This window comes from Streptomyces sp. NPDC048671, from assembly GCF_055587045.1.
The window spans coordinates 39,389-54,837 of the sequence record NZ_JBVJHB010000003.1 but is presented as its reverse complement, the minus strand read 5'-3'; the positions used below and the strand labels follow the sequence as shown (position 1 = coordinate 54,837).

Genomic DNA, 15,449 nt, shown 5'->3' with positions numbered 1-15,449 from the left:
CTTTCCTGCTCCTGGCGTCGCCGCCGGCTACTTGGTGGCGCTCTTGGCCTTGCTGATCACGGCTGCGGCGTCGAAGTTGTTGGCGCCCTTGAGGAGGCTGCTGTCCCACAGGGCCTTGATGTCGGGGTCCTTGGTGATGGTCCCGGAGGCCTTCATGTAGTCGGCCGTCTTGGCCCAGGCCTCATCGCTGATCGCGCCCCAGTTCTTGAAGGACTCCGGCTGCCCCTCGGCCGGCACGGCGGTCTTCACCCAGGCTTCGAGGATCCGGGTGTCGTTCCCGATCCGGTCGTCGGCCTTCTTTCCCGAGAGGATCGCGGGGAAGACGCTGTAGCCGTCCCGCATCGCGGCCTCGGGGTTGGCGGCGGAGAAGAGCATCCCCTTGTACGAGGCCCGCAGGAAGCGGGTGAGCTCGTCCTTCTTGTTCTTCAGGGTGTCCTCGCGCACCGCGTAGGTCAGCGAGCGGATTCCGTCGAACCGTTCGCCGTTCTCCAGGTAGTTGAACTGCTTGCCGGCCAGTTCCAGGGTGGTGTACGCCTGCGTGTACAGGGCCAGCGCGTCCACCTTGCCGCTCTCCAGTGCGGAGAGCGCCTGGCTCCCGACACCGACGGGGAGCAGGTCGACGTCCTTCTCGGCGTTCAGGCCGGCGTCCTCGGCGAAGGAACGGGCGTACGGCGCGGAGCCGGACGCGAGGCTGATGACGCCGATCTTCTTGCCCTTGAGGTCCTGCGCGCTCTTGATCTTGCTGTCCGGGAGGGTCGCGATGCGCCACGGCCAGTTCTGCACGAGTCCGCCGATCGCGACGACGGGGACACCCTTCTCCCGGGCGGCCAGGATGGCGCTCGCGTCGGCGGGTGTGATGTCGGCGCTGCCGGAGGCGACCGCCTGGACAGCGGCCACCGAGCCGTCCGTGTTGATCGTCTTGACGTTGAGGTTCTCCTCGGCCAGGAAGCCCTGCTTCTCGGCGACCGAGTAGGTGGCGACCTCCTCCTTCGGCCCGATGACGGCGGAGGCGATGGCGAGCTGGATGGTCGAGGTCTTCTTCCCCGAGCCGGAGCCCGCGGACGAGTCCGAGGAGGTTCCGCCGCAGGCGGCGAGGACGGTCATGGCGGAGAGTGCCACGGCGGCCGCGCCGATTCTCTGGGTGTGCTTCATGGTCGTTACCACTTCTGTTCGGGAGAAGGGGGCTGTCAGCCGTGTACCGGGGTGCTGGTCCCGGTCTCGCTGAGGTCGTTGTAGACGTGCTGTTCGGCGATCAGCCCGTCGCGCAGGACGAACACGTCGGCGTACCGCACGCCCTCGAAGGGCTCGCCGTCCATGTCCTCGCCGTAGAGCGTGCCGAGCGAGGTGACGGTCACCAGACCGTCCGGGGTCCTTCCCTCGAAGTACGGGCCGCGGTGCTTGCGCACCCACCGGTAGCGGCCGCGCTGGCCGGCGGCCATCTCCGGCAGGGACCCGTACACCGCGCCGCCGGGGAAGACCAGGCGCGGTTCCCGGGTGAGCAGCCTTCCCGCCGCCTCCAGTTCGCGGTCCTCGCAGAACTGGAGGTAGCGGTCGATGGTCCGTGCGGGGGCGAGCGCGTCGGTGGTCATGAGCCCGCCCGCTTCTCCAGGGCCGCTTCCCACTGGTCGCGCAGCGGGTGCTCGGCGGGACCGGACTCGGTGATGATCCGCATCAGCCGTGCGACGGCCGCCTCGCGCCGGGCGTCGAGCAGGCGCTGTTCGTCCTCGGCGGGCCGCAGCGCGTCGAGTTCGCCGGCGCCGAGCACCCCGTGCCTGACCAGCAGGGCCTCCATGGCGTGCAGGCGCTGGTCGGTGACGTGCAGCTCGGTTCCGAGCTGGAGCACGAGGTCGAACAGCTTTCCGGTGTCGCGGTCGTGGAAGTAGTCGAATTCCTCGGTCATGGCGGCCTCAGTTCTCCGGCTTGGTCGCGGTCAGGACGGCCCAGGGGAAGTGCCACTCGCGGCGTTCCCCCCAGCCCTCGGGGCTCCTGCCGGCACGGCGTTCGTCGAACGGCGTCCAGTGGGCCCCCGTGAGGCCGGCCCGAGCGCAGATGCCGACGAGGTCGGTGGCGAACAGGTCGCGGAAGAACGGCTCGTTGTTGCGCTCGGCGTGCTCGTGGATCGTCGCGTCGCGGAACGGGTCGCCGGTGGGGTTGAACTCCAGGAAGCTCATGGTGCCGCCGGGCTTGAGGAGCCTGGCCGCCTCGACGACGGTCTCCCGGACCGCCTCGGCGGGCATCTCGTGCAGCACCATGGTGCCGGTGACGATGTCGCAGGAGGCGTCCTCGACACCGGTGGCCCGGCCGTCGCCCTGGCGGTAGGTGATGGCGGCTCCGTCGGCCTCCGCCTCGGCGTGCGCCAGGCGCAGGCCGGGGGCGGCGAAGTCGATGCCGATCACCTCGGCACCGGGGTACCGGGCGGTCAGCGGGCGGGTGCTCTTGCCGAAGCCGCAGCCGATGTCCAGGACGCGGGTGGCGCCGGGCACCTCGGGCAGCGCCGTCTCGGTGAACAGCCGGTGGAACTTGTATCCGTCGTTGTCGCGCAGCATCACGATCCGGGCGCCCAGCTCGTAGACGTAGGCGCTGAGGTCGTCGGAGTCGAAGCCGCCGGGCTGGATGTGGATGTCGTAGTCCGTGTACCAGCTGGGCAGTTCGACGCCGGGGTCGAGTTCGAGGCGGCCCCTGGGGGCGCCCTGGATGTCGTCCAGCTGTTTGCGCAGCTCCTCGGCCCGGTTGACGACGGCCTCACCGACGGTCTTCCACAGCATCTTCTGCTGGACGCGCTCGAGGTGGCTGTACCAGGGGTACAGGCTGAGCTCCCGCAGCCGCCCGGTGGCGGCTTCCACGGTGCCGGCGGCCGGACCGGTCGCCGCGTACTCCTCGGCGAGGGCCGGATAGACGGTGTCGGACCAGCGCTTGCGCAACGTCAGGATGAAGTCGATGGACGAGCGTTCGTCGAGGGTGAGCTGATCCTCGATGTCGATCATGTATCTCTCCTGTTCGGGCGGGGACGGCGGGCCGTGCGGTCCGGGCAGCGGCGAGGGGAGCCGCGGCGGCGGGGATGCGCGGTGGCCGTCCGGGAACGTGCCAGCGATACGGGTGCGACCGGGAGGGGCCGGCCGGGGACTCGCGGTCCGCGCCCGCGTGGTGTGCGGGCGTGCCGGGCGGCGGAGGCGGTCCTGATACGACGGGGTATGCCGAGGATCGCGGTGTGGAGAGGGTGGCCTGCGCGGAGGCCGGTCGTCCGGCTGACGGGTGGGCCGGCCGGGGACGGGGTGTCTGTGGTGATGGCGGAACGGGGGACGGGGGTGCGGTGCGGTTGTGGTGCGAAGAAACGTTTCTCTTTGGGTCTCTTCGGGTCAGTGGGCCTGGGCGAGGAGTCCGGCGCCGGTGACGGCGTCGGTCAGGAAGGTTCCGGCGAGCCGGCCTTCGTACACGGCCTCCAGCGCGGTGCGCGGGGCGTTGGCGTCGCCGACGACGTGGGCTCGTGGTGCGCCGTCCCGGGCGTCGAGCGCCCGGTACAGCACGTCGTCGGCCACCGGCAGTCCCACGTCCACGACGGCCGTGACGCCGGTGAGTTCTTCGGTGTGGCCGCTGAGCGTGTCACGCAGGACGACCGTGCCGGCATGGGCCGCCGTCACGTCCCGCATGAGGTGCGACCGGATTCCCAGTTCGCCCATCCGGCTGGTCAGCGCCAGCTTGGAGTACGTGGTGATCTTCGAGGCGAAGGACGCGGTGGGCGACAGCATGTGCACCCGGGCCCCCTCGCGGGCGAGGCTCTCGGCGACGGAGGCCGCCGCCCAGGTGCCCTGGTCGTCGCGGACGAGGACCGTACCGCGCAGCGGTGAGTCCGGGTCCCCGAGTCCGGCGACCGCCTCCAGAATGTCGAACACGGGTGGTCCGTCGGGCAGTTCGCGCTTTCCGGGACGGGCGCCGGCCGCCACCACGACGTCGTCGTAGCCGTCCAGCCGCCCGCCGGGCAGCAGATCGTCAACGGTCACCCGCTCGGTCAGTCGTACCTCGACGGCCGAAGCGGTGAGTTCACGGACGAGGTCGGTGACCAGCAGGCCGAGCCGTTCCCGTCCGGGCACCGTGGCAGCGACGGAGACGCGGCCGCCCAGCGCCGGGGCGGCCTCCGCGAGGGTGACCTCGTACCCGGCGCGGTCCGCGGACAGGGCGGCCTCCATCCCGGCCGGCCCCCCGCCGACGACGAGCACGCGCCGGGCGGGCGTGTGGCCGGGCGGTGCGGGCAGGGCCGCCCGTACCCGCGCCCACTCGCGTTCGGCGCCGACCTCCGGATTGACGACGCAGGCGATCGGCAGGCTCGCCTCCAGTCTGCCGACGCAGCCCTGGTTGCAGGCGACGCAGGAGCGGACGTCGTCCGGGCGGCCCTCCTCGGCCCGGCGGACCAGATTCGGGTCGGCGATGTGCGGGCGGGCCAGCCCGACGAGGTCCGCCTCTCCCGCCGCGACGAGATCGGCGGCCTCCGGAAGGCTGTCCAGACGGCAGACCGCCAGCACCGGGAGATCGGGGAACTCCGCCTTGAACAGCGCCGCGTGGTGGCGGAACTGGGCGTGCCGGAAGCTCATGTCCGCCATCTGCGTGCCCAGGGAGTAGCTGCCGTGATAGGCGGCGTGGCTCACGTGGACGTACAGCAGCGGGAACTCCTGCCGCAGCCGGCCGACGATCTCGACCATGTCGGGGGGTGTGAGCCCGCCGGGGAGGAACTCGTCCGCGCTGATGCGGATGCCCATCGGCAGGCCCGGCGCGGAGGCGAGGACCTCGGTGAGCACCTCGCGGGCGAACCGGAGCCGCTCGTCCGGGCCACCGCCGTAACCGTCGGTGCGGGTGTTGGTGAAGGGGGAGAGGAACTGCTCGATCAGATGGCCGTGCCCGAGGTGGATCTCGACGCCGTCGTACCCGGCCTGCCGCATCCGCCGGGCGGCGGCGCCGAAGGCGTTCACGACGGTGGAGATGTCGTCGCGGCCCATGGCGTGCGGTATGTGGCTCCCGGCCGTCCAGGGGGTGGTCCCCGGCGACCAGGCGGCGGTCCGGGTGGCGTCCCCGGCGGCCTGGCGGCCCGTGTGGAGCAGCTGGGCGAACAGTCGCGTGCCGTGGACCTGTACGGACTCGGCGATGCCCACGTAGTGCGCGATGGAGGAGTCGTCGAAGCTGCCGAGGCTGATGTGGCGGCCGGCGCTGGTCGGGTGGACCCGGATGCCCTCGGTGATGATGAGCCCGACACCCCCGCGAGCCCGTTCGCCGTGGTACGCGGCAAGACGCTCGGTGGGGTGGTTGTTGTGGCCGAAATTCGTCGTGTGCCCGGGAACGAACACCCGGTTGCGCAAGTGAACTTGACCGAGCTCGAAAGGAGACAGAAGGGTACTGACGTCAGATCTTGTCACTATTACTCCCTCCCGAACGGGGGGTGGCGACCGGGACCGTTCCGTTCACAGGTACGCCGTTCGATTGAACGGAACAATAGGAACCGCCAGATGGCCGAGTCAATGAGTACTGGCTGGTAACTTGTACTGTTGGATTTCGATCAATTTCGGCCGTTTCTCTCTCGCGGTCCCGGCGTCGGCCGCGGGAAGGTGATCGCGGGCTTCGAGAGCTGGTATGGGGAGGCGGTGGCACCTGGTGCCAGCAGCGCTCGCGGATGACCAGTGGACGCGCGTAGAGGACCTCTTCCCAAAGCCGGGAAAGCAGTCCAGAATCGTCCCCCGCGGCTCGCTTTCGGGGCCGCGTCGCGCAAGGCCCGTCGAGGACCCGTGTGGAAGGATCCGAGGGCGGTATGCGCACTGGGCGACTACGACGGCACGCCGGTTTCACCGGCCGCGCCGGTCACGGCATGTACACCCCGCGCGCCACCTGTCAGTACCTGGACTAGGAGTACCTGGCATGGACTTCGGACTCGTTCTGCAGACCGACCCGCCCGCCTCGGCCGTCGTCGGCCTGATGCGCCGCGCCGAGCGCAACGGCTTCCGCTACGGCTGGACCTTCGACTCGGCGGTGCTCTGGCAGGAGCCCTTCGTCATCTACAGCCGCATCCTCGAACACACCGAACGCCTCGTGGTCGGGCCCATGGTCACCAACCCGTCCACCCGCACCTGGGAGGTCACCGCCTCCACGTTCGCCACCCTCAACGACATGTACGGCAACCGGACGGTCTGCGGCATCGGACGCGGCGACTCCGCGATGCGGGTGGCCGGCCGCCGCCCCAACACCCTGGCCAGGCTCGGTGAGGCGATGGACGCCATCCGCGACCTCGCGGAGGGGCGCGAGGCGGTCATCGACGGACAGCCGGTCCAGATCCCCTGGATCAAGGACGGCAAACTGCCCGTCTGGATGGGCGCCTACGGTCCCAAGGCCCTGGCGCTCGCCGGGCAGAAGGCCGACGGCTTCATCCTCCAGCTCGCCGACCCCTTCCTCACCGAATGGATGATCAAAGCGGTACGGGACGCGGCGGCCGAGGCGGGCCGCGACCCGGACTCCGTCACCATCTGCGTCGCCGCACCCGCCTACGTCGGAGACGACCTCGACCACGCCCGCGAGCAGTGCCGCTGGTTCGGCGGCATGGTCGGCAACCACGTGGCCGACCTGGTCACCCGGTACGGCGAGCACTCCGGCCTCGTCCCCGAGGCGCTGACGGCGTACATCGCGGGACGCTCCGGCTACGACTACAGCCACCACGGCCGGGCCGGGAACCCCGACACGAACTTCGTACCGGACGAGATCGTCGACCGGTTCTGCCTGCTGGGACCGCCGGCCGCGCACATCGAGAAGCTCCGGGCCCTGCGCGACCTGGGCGTCGACCAGTTCGCGGTCTACAACATGCACGACGCCCGCGAGGCCACCATCGACGCCTACGGCGCCGAGATCATCCCCGCCCTCTCCGGCTGACCGCCTCCCCCCGGTCGTACCCGTCCCGCGCCCCGCCCCGCACGGCACCGATTCCGAGCGAAGGGTCCAGCCGTCATGACATCGACCGTCCCACCGCCACCACCGCGGGACCGGATATCCCAGGCCCCGGGCCGCATCGGACTCGCCCCGGGCACCGTCCCCACCGACAACCGGTTCGTCAACGACGACCTGCTGCCCGTCCCGTTGGAGCGGCGCGACTGGACGACGTACAACTTCGCCGCGCTCTGGGTCGGCATGGCCCACAACATCCCGTCCTGGCTGCTCGCCTCCGGCCTCGTCGCCCTCGGCATGGACTGGAAACAGGCCGTCTTCACCATCGCGCTCGCCAACCTGATCGTGCTCGGTCCGATGCTGCTCACCGGGCACGCCGGACCCAAGTACGGCATCCCGTTCCCGGTGCTGGCCCGCGCCTCGTTCGGGCTGCGCGGCGCCAATCTGCCGGCTCTGATCCGGGCCGCGGTGGCGTGTGCCTGGTTCGGCATCCAGACCTGGATCGGCGGCGTCGGCATCTTCACCCTGCTCGGGAAGATCTTCGGCGGCTGGGCGAAGGCGTCCGAGATCGGCGGGCAGCCGTGGACGCTCTGGCTCTGTTTCGCGGTGTTCTGGGCCGTCGAACTCGCCATTATCTACCGGGGGATGGACGCCCTGCGCCGGTTCGAGAACTGGGCGGCGCCCTTCGTCATCGTCGGCGCGGTGGTGCTGCTGGTCTGGGTCGCCGTCAAGGCGGGCGGCTTCGGACCGCTGCTCGACCAGCCCTCGAAGCTCGGCTGGGGCAAGGACTTCTGGCCGGTCTTCTTCCCCTCCCTGATGGGCATGATCGCCTTCTGGGCGACGCTCTCGCTGAACATCCCCGACTTCACCCGCTTCGGCGCGGGCCAACGCGCCCAGATCCGGGGCCAGTCGTTCGGTCTGCCCACCACGATGACGCTCTTCGCGCTGCTCTCGGTGCTGGTGACCTCCGGTTCGCAGGCCGTGTACGGCGAGGCGATCTGGGACCCGGTCCAGCTGGTCGCCCGCACCGACAACGTCTTCGGACTGCTCTACGCCCTGGTGACGGTGCTCATCGCGACCATCTCCGTGAACATCGCGGCGAACGTGGTGTCACCCGCGTACGACCTGGCGAACCTCGCGCCGAAGCTCATCAACTTCCGTACCGGCGCGCTCGTCACGGGCGTCGTCGGCGTGCTGATCATGCCGTGGAAGCTCACCGAGACGCCCGAGCTGTACATCTTCACCTGGCTCGGTCTCGTCGGCGGGCTGCTGGGTACGGTCGCCGGCATACTGATCGCCGACTACTGGATCGTCCGGCGCACCGTGCTCGACCTCGCCGACCTCTACCGGCCGGGCGGCCGCTACTGGTACACCAACGGCTGGAACTGGCGGGCCGTCACCGCCTTCGCCGTCGGCGGCGTCCTGGCGGTCGGCGGCTCGCACTCCGAGCCCGGGAAGGGACCGTTCCCGGCCGATGGGCTGATCCCGTTCCTGAAACCCCTCGCCGACTACGGCTGGGCGGTGGGGCTGGCCTCGTCGCTGGTGCTGTACGTGGTGCTCACCGGCCGGCCGGACGTCACGCCGTCCCCGTCGAACGGCCCAGCAGGGCGTTGATGTCGAACGACTGGTCCGGCGGCGGCGTGGACGTGGGCACCGGCTTGTCGAACGCGGAGAAGTCCACGGTCGCGTCCGCCCCGTCGCCCTGAAGGGTGAGCCGCAGGGGGTACGGCTTACCGGTGGCCGCCACGTACAGGACCAGCGTCATGTTCTCCCGCATCCTGGTCAGAGGTATGACGGACGCCTTGCCGAGGGTGGTCGGCGCGGCCTTGTTGAGCGTGCCGGCGTCGTTGTCCGCGTTGTCGCTGACCAGCTGCTGGAAGGTGTCGAGATCGCACGCCTTCGTCAGCGTGAGCAGCCGGGGATCGGTGGCCGAGGCCCTCATGTAGCGGCCGTTCAGGATCGCGGCGAAGGCCGAGCCGCCGTCGGGGACCTGGTTCTTCCAGAAGTCCGCGTCCGGTTTGACCCAGACATCGTTGCCGCGCTTGACGATCTGTACCGAGCCCTGGCTGTTGCCGAGGTCCACCGAGCCCTCGCAGTTGCCGCTGCGGTCCAGGGTGAGGTCCACGGACATCGGCGTACTGTCCCTGCCGAGGTCCCCGCGTGTGCTGAGGTGCAGGGAGTGCGCGTCGAGCAGGGCGTCGCGGGCGCGGTCGGCGATCTGCTGTGCGGTGAGATCACCGATGTCGTCCGCCTGCGCCACGCCGCCGACGAGGCCGCTGCCGGTGACGGTGAGCACGATCGCCGCGGTCCATGCGGCCGGGCGTGTGCCGAGGTGTGGACCGGTCACGTCGCCTCCTCGAAAGGTCATGGCGGGGCTGTTCAGGTCTTCGGTCCGATCTTTTGAGCGTACGCCGGAGCAGGGCCGGCCGCCCGGCGGACGGACGGTCACCGGATGGGTGCACAGCGTGACGTCGTGAGGGTGATTTCGGTTAAGGGGGCGGGGGGACGGCTGCCACGGCACCCGGTTCGTCACGACCGAGAGGGAATCATGAGGAACACCATGCGGACTCTGTCCGCGACCGTCCTGCGGGGCGCCGCTGTCGCGGGCCTGACCGCGGCTTTCGCGCTCTGCACAGGCCTGGCCACGGCGGCCTCGGCCGCCGCCCCGGCGGCGACGCCGCCGGGCCTGTCCTGCGACACGGGCAAGCACGCCGTCGACGACTACACCGGCTACGCGCTGTGCCGGAACAACGGCGGCGCGACGCAGACCTTCTGGGTGCACCTGGTCTGCGGCTGGTCCCCGGACGTCGACGGTGAGCACGTCACGCTCAACCCGGGCCAGTCCGGCCAGTCGACCGCGCACTGCGCGGGCCTCGGCACCGGAATCGGCGAGATCACGGTCCAGCCGTAGAGCTCGCAGGGCTCCTCGGGCTCGTGGAGCCGCGGGAGGAGCGCGAGCGCTCCCGCGGCCCCACGCGTTCCCGCGAGCGGTACCCGACACTCCCCGCCGGACGGTTGAGCGGACCACCCCAACTCGTTACCCTCCAGTAAGTTCGTTCGGGCGGACAGGTGCGCGCACCTGACGGTACGAGGGAGGCGGGCAGCACATGTCCTCAGCGCGATCCATCGGAACGGACGTGGCGGCTCCGGCCGGACTGGCCGACAGCGCACGGGCCCTGGCGGACGGCCGCGCCACCGCCACCCAGCTGGTCTCCGCCGCCCTCGCCCGGATCGAGGCGAGTCAGGGCACCCTCAACGCCTTCCGGCACCTGCGGGCCGAGGCCGCACTCGCGGAGGCGGCCGAGGCCGACCGCCGGCTGGCCGCGGGGGAGCGGTTGCCGCTGCTGGGCGTGCCCGTCGCGGTCAAGGACGACACCGATGTCGCCGGGATGCCCACCTACTTCGGCTGCGCGGGGGAGCTGCCCGCCGCCACCGCGGACAGCGAGGCCGTACGCAGACTGCGTGCCGCCGGCGCCGTGATCGTCGGGAAGACCAACTCCTGCGAACTGGGCCAGTGGCCGTTCACCGAAGGGCCGGCCTTCGGCGCCACCCGCAATCCATGGAACACCGACCACACTCCCGGCGGGTCGTCCGGCGGTTCGGCGGCCGCCGTCGCCGCCGGGCTGGTGCCCGCCGCGCTCGGCTCCGACGGCGCCGGGTCGGTCCGCATTCCGGCGGCCTGGACACACCTCGTCGGCATCAAACCGCAGCGCGGCCGGATCTCCGTCCACCCGCACAGCGACGCCTTCCAGGGCCTCACCGTCAACGGACCGCTGGCCAGGACCGTCGGCGACGCCGCCCTGCTCCTGGACGCCGTCGCGGGCGCCCACCCCGACGACCCGCACCGCCCGCCGCCCGTCGAGGCCCGCGCCGCCGCCCGCCGCGACCCGGGCCGGCTGCGCATCGCCGTCGCCTGGCGGCCCCCGCTCACCCTCACGCGGACCGCGCCCCACCCGGAGGTACGGCGCGCCGTCACCGCGCTCGCGGAGGCCCTGGCCGCACTGGGCCACCACGTCGAGGAGGCCCGCCCCCGCTACGGGCTGATCGGCCTCGGCTTCGTGCCCCGCGCCACCGCGGGCATCGCCGAACTCGCCGCGCTGCACCCCCAGCCCGCGCTCCTGGACGCGCGCACCCGCAGCGCCCTGCGCACCGGCACCCGGCTCGGCGGCCGGGTGGTGCGGGCGGCCAGGGAGCGCGAGGTGCGCCAGCACCGCCGGATCGGCGCGCTGTTCCACCCCTCCCGCGGCCGGGCCGGCTCGGGATTCGATGTGCTGCTCACCCCGACCACCGCCCTCCCGCCGCCCCGGATCGGCAGCTTCGACGGGCTGAGCGCCTGGCGCACCGACGTGGCGATCGCCGAGGCCTGCCCGTACGCCTGGCCCTGGAACGTACTGGGCTGGCCGGGGATCAACGTCCCCGCCGGGTTCACCTCCGACGGCCTGCCCGTGGGCGCCCAGCTGCTCGGCCCCTCCCGCAGCGAGGAACGGCTGATCTCGCTGGCCGCCCAGCTGGAGGCCGCCCTGCGCTGGTACGAACACCGCCCGCCGGCCGTGCCGTAGGCGTCACTCCGGGCGGCGGGCGCCGACCACCCACACCCCCGCGCGCAGCAGCATCCCGCGCGGGGTCTCGTGCGGCAGCAGCGCGCGGGCCATCGCCGCGCGCGTCGCTTCGCAGACGCCGCGGCCGGGGGCGCGCGAGACGAAGAAGTCCACCGCGTCCGCATCGCGTCGTAGCGGTCCGGGTGCTCGTCACCCCGCGCGAACCGAAGCGCTGAGCGGAGCCCGCCGGGGCCCGGCTACGGCACCCGGGCGGTCCACTCCTCACTGGCGAACTTGGTGCGGACGAGCTCCTCCGCCCGGGTCAGCTCCCGCGCTGTGACTGCGCCGGTGGTCAGCCCGTAGCGGTTGCGGAAGGAGGCGATCATGTTCTCGATCACCTGCTCACGGGCGAGGCCCGTCTGACGGCGGAGCGGGTCGACGCGCTTCTTGGCGCTCTTGGTGCCCTTGTCGGACATCTTCTCCTTGCCGATGCGCAGGACCTCGAGCATCTTGTCGGCGTCGATGTCGTACGACATGGTCACGTGGTGCAGGACGGCTCCGGGACCACCGTCGGTGCCGGCCATCCGCTTCTGGGCGGCACCGGCGATCTTGCCGGCCTCGGTGGCGATGTCGTTGAGGGGCTGGTACCAGGCCTTGATCCCCATGTCACCGAGTGCGCCCAGGACCCAGTCGTCGAGGTAGGCGTAACTGTCGGCGAAGGAGAGGCCCGACACCAGCGACTCCGGCACGGACAGCGAGTAGGTGATCGTGCTCATGGGCTCCACGAACATGGCCCCGCCACCGGAAATACGGCGCACCACGGTCATCCCGTGCTTCGCCGCCCCTTCGGGATCCACCTCGTTGCGCAGCGACTGGAAGCTGCCGATGACCACAGCGGGCGACGCCCACTCCCAGACCCGCAGCGTGGGCGCCCGCCGCCCGGCGGCCACCTCGGCGGTGAGGACCTCGTCCAGCGCCATGTGCAGGGCCGGGGGCTGCGGTCCTGTGTGCACCAGCTGCCAGTCGTAGTCGCTCCACTCGGTCGCGTGGGCCAGGGCTCGCCGAACGGCGATGCCGACGCCCTCCGCGCTCAGCCCGAACATGACGGCCGACTCCGGCAGCGCCGCCGTGATCCGGGCCGCCAGGCCTGCGGCGTCCGTCGAGGAAGGGGCGCCCTCCAGGGCCCCGTTGATCGAGAGGATCGCCTCGTCGGGCTCCAGGAAGAAGTCCCCGGCGACGCGGACGTTGCGCAGTACGCCTTCCTCGACGTCCAGATCTACGACGACAAGCTTGCCGCCGGGCACCTTGTACTCGCCATGCACGGCTTCGTTCCCTTCCAGCGCGCGGTGTGGATCCTGAGCCTGTCGCTCCGGCATCCGGATGGACACGCACATACTTCACATCGCACTTTAATGCCCGTGCGTGACGGCGGAAGAGCGAGAGGGGGCGTTCGCCGCTCCGGTGTCAGCGGTTCAGGGCTGTGGTGAGCTCCTCGACGCGGGTCGTGGCCTCCTGGAGCGGTCCGTCGGTGAGCGACGCCCCCATGCCGACCGCGATGGCGCCGGCCGCGATCCACAGGGGCGCGGACGCGGCCGTGATCCCGCCGGTCGGGACGAACGGGATCTGCGGGAACGGGGCGCGCATGCCGCGGAAGGACTCCAGCGTCCAGCGGCTGGCGGGGAAGAGCTTGACCGCGTCCGCCCCCGCCGAGAGCGCCTCGATGGCCTCGGTCGGGCTGTCGACGCCGGGGAGGACACTGGCTCCGTAGCGGTGGCCGCAGGCGATCACCTCACGGTGCAGCGACGGCGAGACGAGGAACCGGGCTCCGGAGAGGATCGCGGCCCGTGCGGACGTCTCGTCCAGGACCGTGCCGGCACCGATGAGCGCGTCCTCGTGCTCGGCGGCGATCTGCCGGATCGCGTCGAGGGCGCCCGGCGTGGTGAGGGAGATCTCCACGACGCGCAGCCCCGCGTCGATGCATGTCCTGGCCTTCTCCATGGCCTGCTCGGCCGATGGGGCGCGGACGATCGCGATGACCTTCTGGCGGGTGATCAGGTTGAGCTGTTCCCAGCGGTACACGGTATGTCTCCGTATCTCGGTCAGCGGATGATGGTGCCGGCGCCGCCCGCGAGGGCGGTGTCGCGTTGCCGGGCGGTGGGCAGTCCGTCGAGGTCTCCGGGTATCTGCACGGCGTGCGCCGCGACGGTGGCGGCCTCGGCGAGCGCCTCCGGTACGGGGAGACCGCGCAGATGGGCGGAGAGGAACCCCGCGTTGAAGGCGTCGCCCGCCCCGACCGGGTCGTGGGCGGTGACCGGCCGGGCGGGCACGGCCCAGTGGCCGGTTCCGTCGGTGGCCCGAGCCCCGCGCGCGCCGTCCTTGAGGATGACGAGGCCCGGTCCGCGGGTGAGGAGTTCGTCCGCGGCTCCCCGCTGGTCGGGGGCGCCGGTGAGCAGTTGGGCCTCGTCGGCACCGGCCAGGAGGATGTCGGCCCGTTCGATGAGAGGTCTCAGGAGCGCCGGCCAGGACCGCGTGGGAAGGAGTTTGTGCCGGACGTTCGGGTCGAAGGAGACCGTCGTGCCGGCTGCCCGTGCCGCGTCCGCGGCGGCGACGCAGGCGTCCAGCGCGGAGGCGGACAGTGCCGCGGTGACCCCGGTGATGTGCAGCAGACGGGCGGAGGCGATGTAGGCGGTGTCGACGTCCTGCGGGTGGAGCCTGCTGCCCGCCGAGCCGGCCCGGTGGTAGAGCACTTCGACGGTGCGTTCGGCGTGGCAGTCGCGCACGATCATCCCGGTGGGGGCGGCGTCGTCCGTACGGGCGCGGGAGACGTCGATGTCCTCGCCGCGCAGGGTACGCAGGACGGCACGGCCGAAGGCGTCGTCGCCGACACGGCCGAACCACCCGACGCGGTGGCCCAGCCTGGCCAGGGCGACGGCGGTGTTGGACTCGGCGCCGGCGACCGAGCGCCGGAAGGTGTCGGCGTGCTCCAGGGGCCTGCCGGGCTCGGCCAGCATGAGGGCCATGGCCTCACCGAAGGTGATGACCTCGGGCGGCTTCACGCGGTCACCCCGGGCAGCCTGTCGGCGAACTCGACGAGGAAGCGGTCCACGAGCGACCGTTCGACGCGGTCCAGTGTCCAGCCGGGTGCGCGGCAGTGCTCGGATGCCTGCCACCCCCGGCGTACGGAGATCAGTTTCTCCACCGCGACGATCAGCTCGACGTGCTGCATCCAGGTGGAGATGTACGGCAGCAGCCTGGCGTGCAGGTCCCGGGCCTCGCCGGGGCGGCCGGCGTGGTGCAGATCCCAGATCTCCTGGTAGATCTCGGTGAAGGTGCAGCCGGGCTGGACTCCGACCGCTCCGGCCTCCAGCGCCGCGGGCAGCTGGACCCCCGCGTAGCCGATCATGGCGGGCAGTGACGGTGTGCCGGTGGCCAGCGCTTCCACGAGGCGGTGCGGCGGCTGCGATTCGACCTTGACCATCCGCAGATTCGGGTGGTCGGCGGCGAGCCGGCCGATCGTGGCCGCGTCCAGGGCGGTGCCGGTCTGCGCGGGGGCGTACTGGAGGACGACGGGCAGGGGAGCGACGGCGTCGAGCACGGTCGCCAGATGGGTGGTGACGGCTTCCCGTGAGGGCCCCAGGAAGTGCGGCGGCAGCAGATTGAGCGCGTCGGCGCCCGCTTCGGCGGCTGCCAGGGCCCGGCGCACGGCGGGGATGGTCCCGTGGTCGTGGACCGCGACGATCGCGCAGACGTCGTCCCGGCCGCGGGTGTGGCCGAGCAGGATCTCCAGCAGCGGGGCGCGCTCGTCCTCGGTGAGCTTGTGGTATTCCGAGGCGAAGCCGGGGAACATCACCGAGCGCACGCCAGTGCCGAGCACCCGGGTGACGACGGTGTCGAAGCCGGCCTCGTCGAGGCTGCCGTCGGAGTGGAACGGCACCTGGAGGACGGGGGAGACGCCCGGCACTGCGGGCAGGTCGGTGGGCATGGGACTCCCGGTTGTTC

The 15,449-nt window shown here is 71.5% G+C and carries 15 protein-coding genes; 4 read left to right on the top strand and 11 right to left on the bottom strand.

The genetic code is table 11. The features are described from left to right. Window positions 1-27: 27 nt before the first annotated feature. From ACZ6S6_RS07135 to ACZ6S6_RS07115, 5 genes are all read right to left on the bottom strand, one after another. Complete coding sequence (locus ACZ6S6_RS07135; protein ID WP_362958124.1) at window positions 28-1,152, bottom strand: ABC transporter substrate-binding protein; 1,125 nt, start codon at window positions 1,150-1,152, stop codon at window positions 28-30. A 35-nt stretch (window positions 1,153-1,187) separates the two neighbouring features. After that, window positions 1,188-1,589: a nuclear transport factor 2-like protein gene (locus tag ACZ6S6_RS07130; RefSeq protein ID WP_362958127.1), complete on the bottom strand. Its 402-nt coding sequence runs from the start codon at window positions 1,587-1,589 to the stop codon at window positions 1,188-1,190. Beyond that, window positions 1,586-1,900 carry a hypothetical protein gene (locus ACZ6S6_RS07125; protein ID WP_469704275.1) on the bottom strand — a complete coding sequence of 105 codons (315 nt, stop codon included), beginning with the start codon at window positions 1,898-1,900 and terminating at the stop codon, window positions 1,586-1,588. The genes ACZ6S6_RS07130 and ACZ6S6_RS07125 overlap by 4 nt, the downstream gene beginning before the upstream one ends. Window positions 1,901-1,907: 7 nt before the next feature. Beyond that, the gene (locus ACZ6S6_RS07120; RefSeq protein ID WP_362958132.1) at window positions 1,908-2,984 is read right to left on the bottom strand and encodes a class I SAM-dependent methyltransferase; all 1,077 of its coding nucleotides are present in this window, start codon (window positions 2,982-2,984) and stop codon (window positions 1,908-1,910) included. 372 nt (window positions 2,985-3,356) lie between these two features. Next, a complete protein-coding gene (locus ACZ6S6_RS07115; protein WP_469704274.1) occupies window positions 3,357-5,402 on the bottom strand; it encodes an oxidoreductase in 2,046 nt (681 codons plus the stop codon). 496 nt (window positions 5,403-5,898) lie between these two features. On the opposite strand from ACZ6S6_RS07115, the gene ACZ6S6_RS07110 reads away from it, so the two are divergent. After that, a complete protein-coding gene (locus tag ACZ6S6_RS07110) occupies window positions 5,899-6,900 on the top strand; it encodes a TIGR03842 family LLM class F420-dependent oxidoreductase (RefSeq protein ID WP_362958138.1) in 1,002 nt (333 codons plus the stop codon). A gap of 75 nt (window positions 6,901-6,975) precedes the next feature. Then, window positions 6,976-8,526: an NCS1 family nucleobase:cation symporter-1 gene (locus tag ACZ6S6_RS07105; RefSeq protein ID WP_469704273.1), complete on the top strand. Its 1,551-nt coding sequence runs from the start codon at window positions 6,976-6,978 to the stop codon at window positions 8,524-8,526. Here the strand turns inward: ACZ6S6_RS07105 and ACZ6S6_RS07100 are convergent. Continuing rightward, window positions 8,489-9,259 (bottom strand): hypothetical protein, encoded by a 771-nt coding sequence (locus ACZ6S6_RS07100; protein WP_469704272.1) that lies wholly within the window; start codon window positions 9,257-9,259, stop codon window positions 8,489-8,491. The two genes, ACZ6S6_RS07105 and ACZ6S6_RS07100, sit on opposite strands and share 38 nt — an antisense overlap. Before the next feature lie 213 nt (window positions 9,260-9,472). Between ACZ6S6_RS07100 and ACZ6S6_RS07095 the strand changes: the two genes are divergently transcribed. After that, on the top strand, window positions 9,473-9,823 hold the full coding sequence (locus tag ACZ6S6_RS07095) for a hypothetical protein (RefSeq protein WP_469704271.1): 351 nt from the start codon (window positions 9,473-9,475) through the stop codon (window positions 9,821-9,823). A 196-nt stretch (window positions 9,824-10,019) separates the two neighbouring features. Continuing rightward, window positions 10,020-11,471 carry an amidase gene (locus ACZ6S6_RS07090; RefSeq protein WP_362958149.1) on the top strand — a complete coding sequence of 484 codons (1,452 nt, stop codon included), beginning with the start codon at window positions 10,020-10,022 and terminating at the stop codon, window positions 11,469-11,471. Between the two features lie 3 nt (window positions 11,472-11,474). Here ACZ6S6_RS07090 and ACZ6S6_RS07085 read toward each other — a convergent pair whose 3' ends face one another. From ACZ6S6_RS07085 to ACZ6S6_RS07065, 5 genes are all read right to left on the bottom strand, one after another. After that, the gene (locus tag ACZ6S6_RS07085; protein WP_469704270.1) at window positions 11,475-11,624 is read right to left on the bottom strand and encodes a hypothetical protein; all 150 of its coding nucleotides are present in this window, start codon (window positions 11,622-11,624) and stop codon (window positions 11,475-11,477) included. A gap of 83 nt (window positions 11,625-11,707) precedes the next feature. After that, entirely contained in the window at window positions 11,708-12,772 is a 1,065-nt protein-coding gene (locus tag ACZ6S6_RS07080) for a lipoate--protein ligase family protein (RefSeq protein WP_362958154.1), read from the bottom strand. Between the two features lie 142 nt (window positions 12,773-12,914). Then, window positions 12,915-13,529, bottom strand: a complete 615-nt coding sequence (locus tag ACZ6S6_RS07075; RefSeq protein ID WP_362958157.1) for a bifunctional 4-hydroxy-2-oxoglutarate aldolase/2-dehydro-3-deoxy-phosphogluconate aldolase — start codon at window positions 13,527-13,529, stop codon at window positions 12,915-12,917. A gap of 20 nt (window positions 13,530-13,549) precedes the next feature. After that, window positions 13,550-14,506: a sugar kinase gene (locus tag ACZ6S6_RS07070; protein ID WP_469704269.1), complete on the bottom strand. Its 957-nt coding sequence runs from the start codon at window positions 14,504-14,506 to the stop codon at window positions 13,550-13,552. After that, complete coding sequence (locus ACZ6S6_RS07065; protein WP_469704268.1) at window positions 14,503-15,432, bottom strand: dihydrodipicolinate synthase family protein; 930 nt, start codon at window positions 15,430-15,432, stop codon at window positions 14,503-14,505. Before ACZ6S6_RS07065 ends, ACZ6S6_RS07070 begins: the two co-directional genes overlap by 4 nt. Between the last annotated feature and the right edge of the window lie 17 nt (window positions 15,433-15,449).